The following is a 15,522-nucleotide window of genomic DNA, read 5'->3' on the forward strand; positions in this document are numbered from 1 at the left end:
CCTGGCCCGCGTGGCCGCACTGGTGCACCGTGTGCGCGGCCTGGCGCCCACGCTGCTGGTGCTGGCCGCGCTGACCGGGCTGGTGTTGTGCACCACGCCGCTGCCGCTGGGCGGACAGCTGACGGTGTTCGCGCTGGTCTGGATCGCGGTGATGGTGCTGCGCAAGATCCCGGGGCGCTTCCCCACGCTGACGATGATGGCGCTGTCGCTGCTGATGACGCTGCGCTATATCTGGTGGCGCGCCACCGAGACGCTGGACCTGGCCACGCCGATCGAGGTCACCATCGGCTATCTGCTGTTTGCCGCGGAAGCCTATACCTGGCTGGTGCTGATCCTCGGCTATGTGCAGACCGCGTGGCCGCTGTCGCGCCGGCCCAAGCCGATGCCGGCCGACCCCACGCAATGGCCGACGGTCGACGTCTATATCCCGACCTACAACGAGCCGCTGTCGGTCGTGCAGCCGACCGTCTACGCCGCGCGCAGCCTCGACTGGCCCAGCGGCAAGCTGAACATCTACTTGCTCGACGACGGCCGCCGCCCGCAGATGCAGGCCTTCGCCGAGCAGGCCGGCGTGCATTACCTGACGCGCAGCGACAATCGCCACGCCAAGGCTGGCAACATCAACCATGCGCTGTCGGTGACGCAGGGCGACTACATCGCGATCTTCGATTGCGACCACATCCCGACCCGCTCCTTCCTGCAGATGACGATGGGCGAGTTCATCGCCGATCCGCGCTGCGCGATGGTGCAGACGCCCCACCACTTCTTCTCGCCCGATCCGTTCGAGCGCAACTTCGATACCTTCCGCCGCGTGCCGAACGAAGGCAGCCTGTTCTACGGGCTGATCCAGGACGGCAACGATCTGTGGAACGCCGCGTTCTTCTGCGGCTCGTGCGCGGTGATCAAGCGCGCGCCGCTGGCCGAGATCGGCGGCATCGCGGTCGAGACCGTGACCGAGGACGCGCACACCGCACTCAAGCTGCACCGCCGCGGCTACAACACTGCCTATCTGCGCACGGTGCAGGCCGCGGGCCTGGCCACCGAAAGCCTTGCCAGCCATATCGGCCAGCGGATCCGCTGGGCGCGCGGCATGGCGCAGATCTTCCGCATCGACAATCCGCTGTTCGGCAAGGGGCTCAAGCTGTTCCAGCGGCTGTGCTATTCGAACGCGATGCTGCATTTCTTCTACGGCATCCCGCGGCTGATCTTCCTGACGATGCCGCTCGCCTATCTGGTGTTCGGCATGCACGTGATCAACACCTCCGCGGCGATGATTGCGGCCTACGTGCTGCCCTACCTCGTGATCGCCAACATCACCAACTCCCGCATCCAGGGCAAGTACCGCCATTCGTTCTGGGCCGAGGTCTACGAATCGGTGCTGGCGTGGTACATCGTGCTGCCGACCACGATGGCCTTCATCAACCCGCGGCTGGGCAAGTTCAACGTGACGGCCAAGGGCGGCCGGATCGAGGACGACTATCTGGACTGGACGATCTCCAAGCCCTATCTGCTGCTGCTCGCGCTGAACGTGGCCGGCCTCGGCATGGGCGTGGGCCGGCTGCTGATGGGCACCACCACCGAACCCGGCACCGTGGTGATGAACATGGTCTGGGCCAGCGTCAACCTGCTGATGCTGGGCGCCGCGATCGGCGTCGCCAAGGAAGCGCGCCAGGTACGCGTGTCGCACCGGATTCCAATGCGCGTGCCGGCCACGCTGCTGCTGCCGGACGGCACCACGCTGGCCTGCAAGACCGAGAACTATTCGCTGGGCGGCCTGGGCCTGCTGCTGCCGATCGACGTGGCGCTCAGCGAGGGCGACCGCGTCGGCGTCTGCCTGTCGCGCGGCGCGCGCGAATATCACTTCGCCGCGACGGTGGCGCGCAACGTCAACCGCCACCTCGGCGTGCGGATGCAGGACCTGAGCCCCGAAGCCGAGACTCAGCTGATCCAGTGCACCTTCGGCCGTGCCGACGCGTGGATCGACTGGCTCGACGACCAGCCGCGCGATGCGCCGCTGCGCGGGCTCAAGGAGGTCATCGAGATGGGCTATCAAGGCTTCCTGCGGCTGTACGATGCCGCGCTCGACATGCTCGAGGCCGCGCTGGCGCGGCGGCGAACGCGCCAGTCCTGAGCCGGCCGCCCTCCCGATCAACCACCAGCCCGAACTGCAAATCCTGCGATCCATATGGGACTCTGGAACCTCTACTTCGCCGCCAAGCTGTACCTGTTCGCGATCGGACAGGTGCAGCCGCGCTGGCTGCTCAACTTGCTGTTCGCGATATGGCTGGTGCTGCCGCTGGAACACCGCGGCCTGCGCGTGCTGCGCCAGGCGCTGGCGGTGGTGGTGGGCGTGGCGCTGCTGTACCACGAATCGAACCTGCCGCCGTTCGCGCGCGTGATGTCGCAGTTCTCGAACCTCAGCGCCTTCACGCCGGCCTATCTGCTCGAGCTGCTGCAGCGCTTCGTCAGTCCGAACCTGGTGCTGGGCGCGATCGTCGTCACGCTGGGCTATCTGGTGATCAACCGCTGGGTGCGCGTCACCACCTTCGTGCTGCTCGCGCTGATCGTGGTGCCGCTGTGGCAAGGCGCCGGCACGGTGTCGACCGGGACGGCGGCAACCGGTACCGGCGCGGCGCGCGGCGCGCAACGCCCGGCCTCGACCATGCGCCTCGACAGCCCGGCCGAAGTCGGCGACAACGAGGCGCAGCTGAACGCCTTCCGCGCGCAGGAGGCCACGCGCCAGGTCGCGTTCACGCCGATCAGCGCCTCGCCCGACAGCCAGTTCGACATCATCGTGCTGCATGTCTGCTCGCTGTCCTGGGACGATCTCGATGTCGCCAAGGCGCGCAATCACCCGCTGCTGTCGCGCTTCGACTATCTGTTCACCGACTTCAGCTCGGCGGCCAGCTACAGCGGCCCGGCCGCGATCCGGCTGCTGCGCGCGGCCTGCGGCCAGCAGCCGCACCAGGCGCTGTACTCCCCGGCGCAGGCGCAATGCCATCTGTTCGAGGCGCTGGCGCAGGCCGGCTTCGATACGCGCGTGCTGATGAACCACGATGGCCGCTTCGACAATTTCCGCGGCTTCGTCGACAAAGAAATCGGCATTCCGAACGTCACGCATGTGCCGGTCGACGGCGTGCCGCCGGCGATGCGCGCCTTCGACAATTCGCCGATCCTCGGCGACTACGCGGTGCTGGAGAAGTGGTACAAGGCGCGGCTCGCGCAGAACGGCGGACCGCAGGCGCTGTACTACAACACCGTCACGCTGCACGACGGCAACCGCCTGCCGGATTCGAAGCTGACCAGCATCCAGTCGTATCCGCTGCGGCTGACGCGGCTGCTGGACGATATCGACAAGCTGATCGCGATGATCGCGCAGTCTGGCCGCAAGGCGGTAGTGGTGTTCGTGCCCGAGCACGGCGCCGCGCTGCGTGGCGATGCCAACCAGATCGCCGGCATGCGCGAGATTCCCACGCCGCGGATCGTCCATGTGCCGGTGGGGGTCAAGCTGATCGGGTTGCAGGGTGCCGATGCAGGCGGCAATGCCGGTGCAAATGCCGGTGCTAATGCCGGTGCTAATGCCGGTGCTAATGCCGGTGCTAATGCGGGCAGCAGCGACAAGGCGGCCGACGGCCCGGTGACGATTCACGCGCCGAGCAGCTATCTGGCGCTGTCGCAGCTGTTGTCGAACCTGGTCGCCGACAGCCCGTTCCGGCAAGGCGCCCCCGCGCCGTCGCAGTACGCGGCGGACCTGCCGCAGACGCGCATGGTCGGCGAAAACGAGGCGACCGTGATGATGAAGCGCGGAACCGGCTACGTGGTACGCACGCCCGACGGCGTATGGGTGGACGGCAAATGAGCGAGTGGGGCGAGGTGAGCAAGACCGGCGAGCGCCAGCGCAAGCGCGCCCGAGTGCGGCGCGACATGCGACCGCGGCAGGCGCCGCGGCCCAATAACGATATCGAGGCGTTGGCGATGAAGGTGCCGGGGTTCGCCGCGCAACGCTATGTCGACGAGCAGGAAGCCCAGGCGGCCCGCGCCGCCGCGACGCGCTGGCCGCGGCTGGCGGGATGGCTGGGCTATGGCGAGGACGGCGAGCCGGATGGCCTCGCCGTCGCCAGCGGGACAGCGCCGAAGCTCAGCCCGACGCCGCGTTGAGCGCCTGCGGCTCGGTGCTCGGCTCGTTCATGGCGGTGGCCGAAGCCGGGGCCGAAGCCGAGACGGATGCCGATGACAACCGTACCGGCGCATCGGCTCCCGCTACCGCGGCCAGCAGCAGATTCGCCGCCGGCTCCAGGCGCTCTTGCTGATTGAACAGCCGCACGGACACCAGGCTGTTCTGCAGGGCGGCAAACAACACCTGCGCCAAGGCCGCGGAGTCCATCGTCGGCTGCGCCACGCTGCCGTTGTGCTCGCGTGCCCGCTCCAGCAGCGCGGTCAGCCAGCTTTCGTGGATCCGATGGAATTCCTGCAGCGCCTGGTGCACCGCCGACGGCAGGCACAAGGCCTCGGTCGACAGCATGCCGGCCAGGCATACCTGCTGCCCGCCGCATTCGCGCCGCCACGAGGCCAGATAGCGTTCTGCCTGCTGCAGCGGCGGCAGCGTCGGATCGATGCCATCCAGATAGCGCGCGATGCGTTCGCTGTAGGCGTTCACCGCTTCCAGCGCCAGGTCTTCCTTGGTCGGGAAGTAGTAATGGATGCTCGACGTCTTGACGCCGACGCGCTCGGCCAGATCGCGATAGCTGAAGCCGTTGAAGCCCCGCTTGCGGATCAGGTCGAGCGTGTGTTCGAGCAGCTGGTCACGCACCGTCGCCACCGGCGCGCCGGCGCCGGCGGGCTGGCCCCGGCCGGCGGAGCGGGAAGTCGAAGCGTCTTTCATGCCATGCCCTCCCCCGCTACCACGAGCGGCCGTTGCGGTATTGCCCTTCAAACGTTGGCACCTTCGGTGAAGACGTCGAACTGACCCTGACGCGCGCCTTCGGTGAAGACATCGAAGCGGCCCTGGCGGGCGCCGTCGGTGTACGGGCTGCGCGACGGCTCGGCCGAAACGCCGGTGCGATCCAGGCCGGCGACGATGCGAGCGCCGTCGGTGTACGGGTCGAACTTGCCGCTGCGCGCACCGTCGGTGAACTGATCGACGCTGCGAGCGCCGTCGGTGTACTGGTCGACGCTACGAGCCGGGCTGGCCGACACGCCGGTGCGGTCCAGGCCGGCGAGCACGCGTGCCCCATCGGTGTACGGATCGAACTTGCCGCTGCGGGCGCCGTCGGTGTACTGGTCGACGCTGCGGGCCGGGCTGGCCGACACGCCGGTGCGATCCAGGCCGGCGACGATACGCGCGCCATCGGTGTAGGGATCCGCCTTGCCGCTGCGGGCGCCGTCGACAAAGGTGTTGCGATCGCCGCTGCGGGCGCCGTCAACGAAGGTATTGCGCTCGCCGCTGCGTGCACCGTCGACATAGGTGCTGCGCGCGCCGGCGCGGAATTCGTAGCCGTACTTGTCGGCGGGAACGGTCGCAGCCTGAGCGGTACCGGCGACGAAAGCGGCGGCAAGGGTGGCGGCGGTCAACAGGGACTTGGCGAAGGTACGGTTGGTCATGATCAGCTCCTTTCGGGGATCCGCGCCTGGCGGATCGAATTGGTCAGTGTGGAATCCGGCTGTCGAATCTACGAACCACATCTACTAGTAGATAGATAACCTGACTCGAAAAAAACCCGGATTCCCGGGGTTGTTGCGTGGACTTGAGTGCCGCTTCACGTCTTCTTCGGTGCGGCGCCGCGTCCATGTGTCCTACTTTATCTACTACTAGGTAGATAGTCAAGGAGTTTTTTCGAGCGCTTCCGTCAAGGTCGCGGGCGCCCATAATGCTTCGATACTGGACGGCCCTTTGCGGGGCGCCGGAAAATGCACTTAGCGCTGTCCACTCCGAGTCCTTCAGGGCTGTATCGAGCGCATCGAGGCCGAAGCGGCCTCGGATCGGACCGGAGATTCCCTGCCTTCACGAGGAGACTTCCATGCAGATCCAACGCGGCCGCCTGATCGACCACCTCCACCTGAAAGTTCACGACCTCGCCGCCTCCCGCCGCTTCTACGGCGCGGTACTCGGCGTGCTTGGCATCGCCATCACCGACGGCGATCGCTACTTCTACGCCGACGAACTGTGGGTCGACGAAGGCACGCCAGGACAGATCACCCACGCCCACTTCGCCTTCCAGGCCAAGGACCGCGACACGGTCGAAGCCTTCTACAAGGCCGGCCTCGCCGCCGACGGCCGCGACAACGGCGGCCCTGGCGAGCGCACCTACCACCCCGGCTACTACGCCGCGTTCCTGCTGGATCCGGATGGGAACAACGTCGAGGCCGTCTACCACGGGCCACACCAGCGATCGTCGGAAGCGGTGGTGATCAGTTGGTGAGCCGGGCGGGGTAACAGCGCTCGCCTGCCACTACGTCTCTCCCACCCCCTTCGTCACGTCACGAAACTGTGGCTTCTGCAAGCCAGTCTGATATAATCGCGGGCTTCCGGAGAGATGGATGAGTGGTTTAAGTCGCACGCCTGGAAAGCGTGTATGGGTTAATAGCCCATCGGGGGTTCGAATCCCCCTCTCTCCGCCACGAATTCAAGCGAATCAAGCACTTGGCATAACGACGCGCCGATTATTACCGTCAGACACCATCGAATTCGGTGGGGAATCGGAACCAAATCGCAACATCGAAGCTACGAAAGTAAAACGCTGCGGCGCCCACTCGGGCGCCGTTTTGCGTTGGCACGTCATCTACCGTAGCAGTTGGTGCCATCCGTCTCCATCGCACCGATTCATGGGGCTGGAACAGCCCGGGCAGCCAAGCGCCTCGGTGATGGCGCTTGGCCGGCAAAATCCCTCCGACGAAAAGCTGCAGCGATTTCCGGCGATGCATCGCGACGCGCAATCCCGAATCGAGGAGCGGAAGCGCGGTGGACACCGGTGTCAGCCTTGGCCAAGGCCGCGGAGTTGCCGTGCCGACTCTGTAGCCAATATCAAAGAGCTTTAGGTTCTATGCCCAAGCCGTCCGCTTGTACAGCCACGACGCTTGCAGCCCCCTGATCACCAAGCTAGACTCATCGAATAGTCGGGAGCGCTGAGACATCGGTGCGTTGGACGATTGTTCCACTCGGCTTACCCCATACCAAAAAGCGGACCGCAATGCGGTCCGCATTTTTTTCGCCCCTCGGAAGCATTCCCCCTCCTGCTCCCTCGGTGTTCCGTTCGCCTACACCGCCGAGACTTGCGCCGAGGCTGCCTGTCCCACGAACTCCGGCGGCGCCGTAACGATCGAGCGCAAGTCAGGCTCGGCCGGCCGCAGCCGATCGAGATCCGGCTTCGGACGCGACAAGCCGGGCATCGAAGCAAACGCCGATTCCATCGCCTGCGCGACGCCGAGCGTCAGCGCGTCGCCGCGGAACGGGCCGGTGATTTGCAGGCCGAACGGCATGCCGGCCTCGTCGGTGCCGCAGGGCAAGGCGATGCAGGGATGGGTGGTCAGTGTCACCACGTAGGTCAGCGCAAGCCAGCGGTAGTAGTTCTCCTGCTTCTCGCCGTCGACGACGTCCGCATAGAGCTGGGTCCACGGGAATGGCGAGACCGGCGTGGTCGGCGACAGGATCACGTCGTAGTCGCGGAATGCCTGCTGGAAGCGCTGCAGGATGCGGGTCTGCTCGGCCTGCGCCCATGCGCTGTCCACCAGCGACATACGCGCGCCGATCTCGTAGTTGGCGCGCGTATTGGGTCCGAGGCTATCGGGATCGCGTTCGTAGGTGTCGCGCAGCGAGGCAACGAAGCTCTCGGCGCGCAGCACGTCGAAGCAGCGATGCACATCGCCCAGGTCGAACGCGACCTCGTCGCAGGACTTGAACAGGTGCCGCATCGCGGCGAGCCGTGCACGGAACACGCGGCGGATGTCGGGGTCGACGGCGCAGCTGCCGAAGTCCTCGGTCCAGCCGACCCGCAGTCCCGACAAGTCGACGCGCGCCGGCGTCAGCAACGCCAGCGGATCGACCGCATGGCTCAGCGGATCGCCCGCCGACTGGCCAGCCGATGCCGCGAGCTGCAGGCAGGTATCGGCGACCGTGCGGCCCATCGGGCCGACAACCGAGATCGGCGTCCATCCGAGCAGCTTGCGCGAGTTAGGCACCAGCCCAGGCGATGGGCGGAATCCCACCACGCCGCATTTGGCGGCGGGAATCCGCAGCGAGCCGCCGGTATCGGAGCCGGTGCAGACCGGCAGAAAGTCCGCCGCCAGCGCGGCAGCCGAGCCGCCCGACGAGCCGCCCGCGTTCAGGTTCGGATTGAACGGATTGCCGGTGGCCCCCCACACGGCGTTGCGCGAATTCGCGCCGGCGCCCATCTCCGGAATATTGGTCTTGCCGACCACCACGGCGCCGGCCGCCCGCAGCCGCGCGACCAGCGTGTTGTCCTGCGCGGGCACATTGCCGCGGTACAGCGGCGAGCCGTAGGTCGTCAGCAGGCCGGCCGTCGCTTCGAGGTCCTTGACGCCGAGCGGCAGGCCATGCAGCAAGCCCAGCGACTCGCCGCGCATCACCGCCTGTTCGGCCGCCCTCGCCTCCTCGCGCGCGCGGTCGTAGCAGGTCGCGGTGATCGCGTTGATCAGCGGGTTGTAGCGCTCGATCCGCGCGATGCAGGCGTCAAGCAACTCCACCGGCGAAATCTGGCGGGCGCCGATCAGGCGGCGCAGCTCGACGGCGGACAGCGAAGTCAGTTGGTTCTGGTCGGACATGGCGTATCAGTCGAGCTTGATATTGGCGCGCTGCGCGATGGCCCGCATCTGCGGAATTTCCTTCTCGATCATCGCGCTGACCTGCTTGCCCGACGCGAACGACGGCTCGATGCCGTTGTCGGCGAGCTTCTTGCGCGTGTCGGGATCGGCGATCGTATCGGCCAGCGCCTTCTCGAGCCTGGCGTGGACCTCCGGCGGCAGGCCGCGCGGCGCGACCAGCGCGATCCACGTGCTGGCGTCCATGCCGGGATAGCCGCCCTCCGCGACGGTCGGCACATTGGGCAGCAGCGTCGAGCGTTTCGCCGTCGTCACCGCGATGGCCTTGACCTTGCCGGCGCGCACCTGAGGCAGCGCCGCGGCCACGGTGTCGATGCTGAACGGAATCTGGCCGCCGATCAGGTCGGTCATCGCAGGCGCGCTGCCCTTGTAGGGCACGTGCAGCAGCCTGGCGCCGGTCAGATTGAGCAATTGCTCGCCGGCGAAATGCGCGGTGGTGCCGGCACCGAACGAACCGTACGAGTACTTGCCGGGATCGTTCTTCGCCGCGGCCACAAACTCCTTCAGGTTGTTCACCGGCACATCGCGATTGGCCAGCAGGATCAGGCCGGTCACGCCGATCAGGCCGATCGGCTCGAAGTTCTTCTGCGGGTCGTACGGCAGCTTCGGATAGACCGCGGGATTGACCGTGAACGTCGTGCCGGAACTGGCCAGCAGCGTGTAGCCGTCCGGCGCAGCCTTGGCGACGTAGCTGGCGCCGACGACGGTACCGGCGCCAGCCCGGTTCTCGACCACGACGGTCTTGCCTAGCCGTTCGCCGAGCTTCTGCGCGACGATGCGCCCCACCACATCGGTCGCGCCGCCGGGCGGGAATGGCAGCACCAGCTGGATCGGCTTGGTCGGGAAGCCGTCCTGTGCCGAGGCTGAAGACGGCGCCATCGCGACGAGCGCCAGGCCGGTGGCGGCAAACAGGAAACGGACGGATGAGGCGGAAGGACGCATGGGATGCTCTCTCGTAAGAATCCAAGGCGATGCCGGCGCCAGTGCGTCGGCTCGATGTCATCCTAATGTCAAACTTCGCATAGAATCGTCGCAATGTTTCGAACACTCGATTGCCGAAATGGCAATCGTTGGCGCAAACCCGGAGCGGGTTTTCCCCGAGGCATCCCGTCCCATTCACGTCGATTCCCATGTCCTATCGGGCCCTGCAAGAGACCGCGGTGCGCTACTTCCTCGAAGTGGTTCGCACCGGATCGGTCAAGGATGCGGCGATCAAGCTGAACGTCGCGCCGTCGGCCGTCAGCCGGCAGATCGCCAAGCTCGAAAGCGAGCTGGACACGCTGCTGTTCGACCGGCGCGCACGCGGGCTCGTGCCGAACGCCGCGGGCGAACTGCTGGCCGCGTTTGCCAAGCGCTCGCAGCAGGACATCGAGCGCGTGGCGGGCGACATCCAGGCGTTGCGCGGCCTGCGCGTCGGGCGCGTGCGGCTCGCGGCGGTCGAGGGCATCGCCCATGAATTCCTGCCCAATCTCGCCGCCAGTTTTCGCGAGACCCATGCGGGCATTCACTTCGAACTCGAGGTCTGTCCGCAGGGAGAGATCGCACGTCGGATACGCGACGGGGAAGCCGATATCGGCATCACGCTGGCGTGGTTGCCCGAGCCGGAGATCCACGTGGAGCTGCGGCACCCGGCTCCGGTGCTTGCCGTGATGGCGCCGGACCATCCGCTGGCGCGCCATCGGCAGCTGTCGCTGGCGCAGGTCGCCACCTACCCGCTGGCGTTGCCGCCGAAGGACAGTTCCGTGCGGCAACTGCTCGACGCCGGCTGCAGCCGGCAGGGCCTGCGCTACCAGACGGTGTTCTCGAGCAACCAGCTCGATTCGCTGGTCAGCTTCGCGGCGGCCGGCGGCGGCGCGATCTGCTTCTACGGCGAGGTGTCGATCCGCGGCAGGCTGAAGGCGGGCACCATCGCCGCGGTGCCGCTGCGCGATCGCGAGATGAACGAGCGCCAGATCGAGGTGCAGACGCTGGCCAACCGCAAGCTGCCGCCTGCCGCGCGCGCCTTCGTCGAGCATCTGCGGCAGGGCCTGATCGAGCTTCCGCATTCGTGATTGCCGAAACCGCAATCGAGTATTCGGAATATTGCGCCGATCGCATGGCTTCAGCGAGGCGGTGCGCGGCGAAAATCCCGACCTGATCCACCCTTCTACGTTCCGCGCTAGTCGCTGCCCTCATGTCACAGGAAATCCTCGTTCTCGGCGCCGGCATGGTCGGCGTCAGCACCGCGCTGGCCCTGCGCCAGCGCGGGCACCCAGTCGTGCTCGTCGATCGCGCCGCCCCGGGCAGCGAGACCTCCTATGGCAATGCGGGCTTCATCCAGCGCGAGGCGGTGCAACCGTATGCGTTTCCGCGCGACTGGAAGACGATCCTGCGCGTGATCGCCCGCCAGGGCAACGATGTGCACTACCACCCCGGCGCGATGCTGCGGCTGCTGCCCGTGCTGGCCCGGTACTGGCACGAATCGGCCCCGGACCGCTACGCCGGCACGATCGCCGCCTATGCGGCGCTGGTCAGGCATTGCGTCAGCGAACACGAAAAGCTGATCGCGGCCGCGGGTGCGGAGGACCTGGTCAGCAAGGCGGGATGGCTCGAGGCCTACCGCAGCCCGCGCGCCTTCGATGACACGGTACGAACCGCGACGATGGTGGCGCGCGAGCACGGACTCGATTGCGCCGTTCTCGATGGTGCCGCGCTGCGGGCCGCCGAGCCCGCGCTGCATGGCGGCCTCGCGGGTGCGATCCATTGGCGCGACCCGTGGACCGTCAGCGATCCCGGCGAACTGGTGCAGCGCTACGCCGCGCTGTTCGAACGGCAAGGCGGCATCGTCCGCCGTGGCGATGCCACGACGCTGCAGCCCGACGGCAGCGGCTGGCGCGTGATGACCGAAGCCGGCCCGCTGTCGGCCGCACAGGCCGTCATTGCATTGGGTCCATGGGCGTCGACGCTGACGCGGCCGCTCGGGTATCGCCTGCCGCTGTTCATCAAGCGGGGCTACCACCGCCACTACGCGAGCGCCCGCATGCCGTCGCTGCCGCTGCTCGATGCCGAACGCGGTTTCGTGCTGGCGCCGATGCGGCGCGGTCTTCGCGTGACCACGGGCGCCGAATTCGCTCACCACGATGCACCCCCGACGCCGGTGCAACTGGCGGCGGCCGAGCGCTACGCGCGCGAGCTGGTCGATCTCGGCGCGCCCGTCGAAGCCCAGCCGTGGATGGGCGCGCGGCCCTGCGTCGCCGATATGCGGCCCGTGATAGGACGCGCGCCGCGCCACCGCGGGCTGTGGTTCCATTTCGGCCATGCGCATCAGGGCTTCACGCTCGGCCCGGCGACCGCGCGGCTGCTGGCCGAACTGATCGACGGCGAGACACCGTACGTCGACCCGCGGCCCTACGATCCGGTGCGATTCGAATAGCGCCCAGGGAAGGCTGGAACAAGGTTCGAGCCACGCCTGCAAAGGCGAGATGTTGGGATGCCCGGGCCAGCCACCGGCGGCCCGATGTCATGCAAAATCCGATGGCAGCCACGGCGAGCGACGCGTCGGCGACGCTCGCCCCAACCTGTCGGAGGTCGCATGCATCTCGAAGGCTCCTGCCACTGCGGCGCGGTCCACTTCAGCGTGGAATCGCCCTGGCCCTACCCCTATCTGCATTGCTACTGCTCGATTTGCCGCAAGACCGCGGGCGCCGGCGGCTATGCCGCCAATATCGGCGCATTGAACGACACCTTGCGCGTACGCGGCAGGCAGCACATCGCCATCTATCACGCCGTGATGCGCGAGCCCGGCAAACGGGCGAGACGTTCGCCGATGGAGCGGCACTTCTGCACGAAGTGCGGCAGCGCATTGTGGATACGCAACCCGGACGAGCCCGAGCGCGTCTATCCGTTTGCGTCGGCCGTCGACACGCCGCTGCCGCGCCCGCCGGAGATCGTCGAAGCGGAGCTCGACTCCGCTGCGTCCTGGGTCGACGTACCGAGCGGCAAGGGACACGTGCACTGCGCGCAGTGGCCCGAGGAAACACTGGCGCAATGGCATCGGCGGCACGGCCTGGAGCAGCGCTGAGCGGGCCCGGGACCGGTCCGGGAGTGGGATCCGCAGCGGGACGGCTCCCGCACCGCTGCTATTCTTGGCGCTCCGTCAATACCCGACACTATCCGGACACTATCCGGACACTATCCGGTCACTATCCGACATCGCGCCATCCCATGCACTGGATCTACCTGGCCATCGCCATCGTCGCCGAAGTCATCGCCACCACCGCACTGAAGGCCGCCGCCGGCTTTACCCGTCCGCTGCCGTCGCTGGTCGTCGTCACTGGCTATGCGATCGCCTTCTTCTGCCTGTCGCTGACGCTGCGCAGCGTGCCGATCGGTATCGCCTACGCGATCTGGTCGGGCGTCGGCATCGTGCTGGTGTCCGTGGCCGCGTGGCTGCTGTTTGGCCAGCGGCTCGATCTGCCGGCGCTGCTCGGCATCGCGCTGATCATGGCGGGCGTGCTGGTGATCAACCTGTGGTCGAAGTCGGTCACGCATTGAATCGGCGACGCCGCCGCCGCGCACCCTACCCCCACCCTACCGCCACCCCTACCAACTGCAAACAAATGTAAGCACTTTGAAAAGTGCATTGGGAGGGGCCACAATTTGAAAAAAATACAGTACGCTAATAACAATCGATTAAGACATTACTCAATATCGATATAAACAAAACTAAAGTCAGTAACTGGCAAACGAAAATTCGACGCAGCCGTTCATCGTTCCATTGGAACGGCAAACGATTGGATTCGGCGCCAATTTTTTGACCAAAGAATTCCGGGGGGGCATCCGGGCACAGCCCATGCCAATTGATGGATATTCCATTGCCATGGAATATCGAGGGTCATTGTCGCGGTCTGTCGTCATCGCCTGTTCAGCCAACCCGTTTTGCCGCGGTGTTTGCCGCGGCCCTTTGTGGGATCGCCTGTAGCGTTCGCCGGCCCGGCGTGCGCTCGTTTTTTCGCAGGACTGAACTGGCGTATGGCTCAAACCCGCATCGGAACGGACGCGATCGTCGCGTCCAGCGTCGCGCAGGCGCAGGATTGGCTCGCCCGCCACTATCCCGGCATCACGATCGAGGCCGATGGCGCCCAGCTCCGGCTCGAAATCCAGATCGACTATCTCGACGGCATGGCCGTGCATACGCTGGCCACCGACACCGCGCTGTGCCTGCGGCTGCCTTGCCAGCACGACGGCTATCTGTTGTACACACAGGCCGAAGGCCAGCTCGCCCTCGCCACCGAGCAGGACGGGCTGCGGACCTTGCCGGCCGGCACCACCGTCGCCGACGCCAGGCGGGTCACCGCCTGGGGCTTCGGCCCGGGCCGCTACGAAGCCATCCTGATCGATGCGGCGAGCCTGCACGGGCGGCTATCGCAGTCGATCGAACGGCCGGTGACGCAACGCGTGAAATTCGCACCGCCGGAAGGCAACGTGCCGTCCGGCGTGCGCTTCGCGGGTGAGCTGGTGCGGGCGGCGCGGCGCTATTCGAACGCGGACGGCGGCCCGCACGCGATCGCCCCGGACATCGTGCAAAGCCTGCAGGACGCCGTGATCTTCGCCATGCTCAAGGAGATTCCGCACAATTATTCGGTCTACCTGGCGCGCCGCCATGCCGGCCCGTCGCCGCGGCATGTGCGCCGGGCCATCGAGTACATCCACGCCAACGCGACGGCGGCGCTCGGACTGGCCGACATCGCGATGGCTGCCCGCGTCAGCATCCGCACGCTGCAGGCCGGCTTCGCCAAGTTCAAGGGCTTCACGCCGATGGGCTATGTCAAGCGGGTGCGCCTGGAAGGCGCGCACGCGGACCTGCGTACCGCCAGCGCGGAACAGTCGATCGCCGACATCGCGCGGCGCTGGGGCTTCAGCCACCTCGGGCAATTCGCGCGGGACTACCGCATGGCCTTTGGCGAAACCCCGTCCGAGACGCGCCGCGGAGATTGACGGCAGCGCCGGCCGGAATTGTCGACAACAAAATAAATAGCGCTTAAATCAGATTTAATTGAATTTGTAATTTAATACCCCTGCGCCTACCGGCGTAGGGGTATTTTCTTTTATAAATCCGTGCCCGCATTAATGCCTTCTCCGCAATTCATTATCAAAAAAACGCAGGCCATATCAATCGCACGCACTATATCGCTTGCCGCACAGACGAAGACATACCGCCACTTGGGAATCACTTATACGCTCCACTTCCAATAGCGAGCAGTAGTTCCGATCGACCCAAGGAGATAGGCATGGCTTCGTCAGCTGTTCTGCAAAACCACATCGATGTCGCGGTGCCCGCGGGGACCAGGACCGTCGCGGCGCCGGAGGGTGCCGCCAATTTCCTGGTCGCCGGCAACAAGGACAACGTTGCCAACTATGCGCGCGAAGGCAACGACCTGCTGATCGAGTTCAAGGATGGGCAAACGGTGCGCATCCAGGGCTTCTTCGCCAATGGCGTCAACTTCAACAACCTGGTGTTCGTCGAGGGCGAGTCGCGCTGGCTCGCGACCTTCGACCAGGCGCTGATGGCAGGCGGCGACAACGTCCTCGAATCGGCGGTGGTCTACGAGCCGATCGCCGATGGCAGCGCGGCGTTGCTGGGCATCCTTGGCCTGGCCGCCGGCGCCGGCGTGATCGCCGCCGCCGCCGCGGGCGGCGGCGGCGGTG

14 protein-coding genes and 1 tRNA gene are annotated in these 15,522 nt (G+C 66.5%); 11 read left to right on the forward strand and 4 right to left on the reverse strand.

Annotation, left to right across the window (positions count from 1 at the left end):
• The first annotated feature begins 1 nt into the window (after window position 1).
• Genes bcsA through B551_RS24970 form a run of 3 tightly spaced genes read left to right on the forward strand, consistent with a single transcriptional unit; the run spans window position 2 to window position 4,158 of the window.
• A complete protein-coding gene (gene bcsA, locus B551_RS24960) occupies window positions 2-2,131 on the forward strand; it encodes a UDP-forming cellulose synthase catalytic subunit (RefSeq protein ID WP_006576422.1) in 2,130 nt (709 codons plus the stop codon).
• Between the two features lie 54 nt (window positions 2,132-2,185).
• Entirely contained in the window at window positions 2,186-3,859 is a 1,674-nt protein-coding gene (gene bcsG / locus B551_RS24965; RefSeq protein WP_006576421.1) for a cellulose biosynthesis protein BcsG, read from the forward strand.
• Complete coding sequence (locus B551_RS24970; protein WP_006576420.1) at window positions 3,856-4,158, forward strand: hypothetical protein; 303 nt, start codon at window positions 3,856-3,858, stop codon at window positions 4,156-4,158. Before bcsG ends, B551_RS24970 begins: the two co-directional genes overlap by 4 nt.
• On the opposite strand, the gene B551_RS24975 is transcribed toward B551_RS24970, so the two are convergent.
• Together B551_RS24975 and B551_RS24980 are read right to left on the reverse strand one after the other, a co-directional pair.
• The gene (locus B551_RS24975) at window positions 4,139-4,882 is read right to left on the reverse strand and encodes a TetR/AcrR family transcriptional regulator (RefSeq protein ID WP_006576419.1); all 744 of its coding nucleotides are present in this window, start codon (window positions 4,880-4,882) and stop codon (window positions 4,139-4,141) included. The genes B551_RS24970 and B551_RS24975 overlap by 20 nt on opposite strands.
• A gap of 47 nt (window positions 4,883-4,929) precedes the next feature.
• Entirely contained in the window at window positions 4,930-5,601 is a 672-nt protein-coding gene (locus B551_RS24980) for a hypothetical protein (protein ID WP_006576418.1), read from the reverse strand.
• Window positions 5,602-6,017: 416 nt separating this feature from the next.
• Here B551_RS24980 and B551_RS24985 point away from each other — a divergent pair, with 416 nt between their 5' ends.
• Window positions 6,018-6,419, forward strand: a complete 402-nt coding sequence (locus tag B551_RS24985) for a VOC family protein (protein WP_006576417.1) — start codon at window positions 6,018-6,020, stop codon at window positions 6,417-6,419.
• Between the two features lie 108 nt (window positions 6,420-6,527).
• Window positions 6,528-6,618 (forward strand) — tRNA-Ser (locus B551_RS24990).
• Window positions 6,619-7,254: 636 nt separating this feature from the next.
• Here B551_RS24990 and B551_RS24995 read toward each other — a convergent pair.
• Together B551_RS24995 and B551_RS25000 are read right to left on the reverse strand one after the other, a co-directional pair.
• Complete coding sequence (locus B551_RS24995; RefSeq protein ID WP_006576416.1) at window positions 7,255-8,778, reverse strand: amidase; 1,524 nt, start codon at window positions 8,776-8,778, stop codon at window positions 7,255-7,257.
• Between the two features lie 6 nt (window positions 8,779-8,784).
• Entirely contained in the window at window positions 8,785-9,777 is a 993-nt protein-coding gene (locus B551_RS25000; RefSeq protein ID WP_023265254.1) for a tripartite tricarboxylate transporter substrate binding protein, read from the reverse strand.
• A 188-nt stretch (window positions 9,778-9,965) separates the two neighbouring features.
• Here B551_RS25000 and B551_RS25005 point away from each other — a divergent pair, with 188 nt between their 5' ends.
• The 6 genes from B551_RS25005 to B551_RS25030 form a co-directional block, all read left to right on the forward strand.
• Window positions 9,966-10,886: a LysR family transcriptional regulator gene (locus B551_RS25005; protein ID WP_006576415.1), complete on the forward strand. Its 921-nt coding sequence runs from the start codon at window positions 9,966-9,968 to the stop codon at window positions 10,884-10,886.
• A gap of 122 nt (window positions 10,887-11,008) precedes the next feature.
• Complete coding sequence (locus tag B551_RS25010; protein ID WP_023265255.1) at window positions 11,009-12,247, forward strand: FAD-binding oxidoreductase; 1,239 nt, start codon at window positions 11,009-11,011, stop codon at window positions 12,245-12,247.
• A gap of 159 nt (window positions 12,248-12,406) precedes the next feature.
• Window positions 12,407-12,895 carry a GFA family protein gene (locus B551_RS25015; protein WP_006576413.1) on the forward strand — a complete coding sequence of 163 codons (489 nt, stop codon included), beginning with the start codon at window positions 12,407-12,409 and terminating at the stop codon, window positions 12,893-12,895.
• 143 nt (window positions 12,896-13,038) lie between these two features.
• A complete protein-coding gene (locus tag B551_RS25020) occupies window positions 13,039-13,368 on the forward strand; it encodes a multidrug efflux SMR transporter (protein WP_006576412.1) in 330 nt (109 codons plus the stop codon).
• Window positions 13,369-13,845: 477 nt separating this feature from the next.
• Window positions 13,846-14,811 carry a helix-turn-helix transcriptional regulator gene (locus B551_RS25315; protein WP_006576411.1) on the forward strand — a complete coding sequence of 322 codons (966 nt, stop codon included), beginning with the start codon at window positions 13,846-13,848 and terminating at the stop codon, window positions 14,809-14,811.
• A gap of 293 nt (window positions 14,812-15,104) precedes the next feature.
• On the forward strand, window positions 15,105-15,522 hold a 418-nt coding region (locus tag B551_RS25030), incomplete at its 3' end, for a BapA prefix-like domain-containing protein (protein ID WP_043442897.1).

Origin of the sequence: Cupriavidus sp. HPC(L), from assembly GCF_000307735.3 — a bacterium.
Classification (GTDB): domain Bacteria; phylum Pseudomonadota; class Gammaproteobacteria; order Burkholderiales; family Burkholderiaceae; genus Cupriavidus.

Coding starts and splice junctions, on each gene's coding strand:
- bcsG (WP_006576421.1), top strand. CDS start 2,186: ATGGGACTCTGGAACCTCTACTTCGCCGCCAAGCTGTACCTGTTCGCG.
- B551_RS24970 (WP_006576420.1), top strand. CDS start 3,856: ATGAGCGAGTGGGGCGAGGTGAGCAAGACCGGCGAGCGCCAGCGCAAG.
- B551_RS24975 (WP_006576419.1), bottom strand. CDS start 4,882: ATGAAAGACGCTTCGACTTCCCGCTCCGCCGGCCGGGGCCAGCCCGCC.
- B551_RS24980 (WP_006576418.1), bottom strand. CDS start 5,601: ATGACCAACCGTACCTTCGCCAAGTCCCTGTTGACCGCCGCCACCCTT.
- B551_RS24985 (WP_006576417.1), top strand. CDS start 6,018: ATGCAGATCCAACGCGGCCGCCTGATCGACCACCTCCACCTGAAAGTT.
- B551_RS24995 (WP_006576416.1), bottom strand. CDS start 8,778: ATGTCCGACCAGAACCAACTGACTTCGCTGTCCGCCGTCGAGCTGCGC.
- B551_RS25000 (WP_023265254.1), bottom strand. CDS start 9,777: ATGCGTCCTTCCGCCTCATCCGTCCGTTTCCTGTTTGCCGCCACCGGC.
- B551_RS25005 (WP_006576415.1), top strand. CDS start 9,966: ATGTCCTATCGGGCCCTGCAAGAGACCGCGGTGCGCTACTTCCTCGAA.
- B551_RS25010 (WP_023265255.1), top strand. CDS start 11,009: ATGTCACAGGAAATCCTCGTTCTCGGCGCCGGCATGGTCGGCGTCAGC.
- B551_RS25015 (WP_006576413.1), top strand. CDS start 12,407: ATGCATCTCGAAGGCTCCTGCCACTGCGGCGCGGTCCACTTCAGCGTG.
- B551_RS25020 (WP_006576412.1), top strand. CDS start 13,039: ATGCACTGGATCTACCTGGCCATCGCCATCGTCGCCGAAGTCATCGCC.
- B551_RS25315 (WP_006576411.1), top strand. CDS start 13,846: ATGGCTCAAACCCGCATCGGAACGGACGCGATCGTCGCGTCCAGCGTC.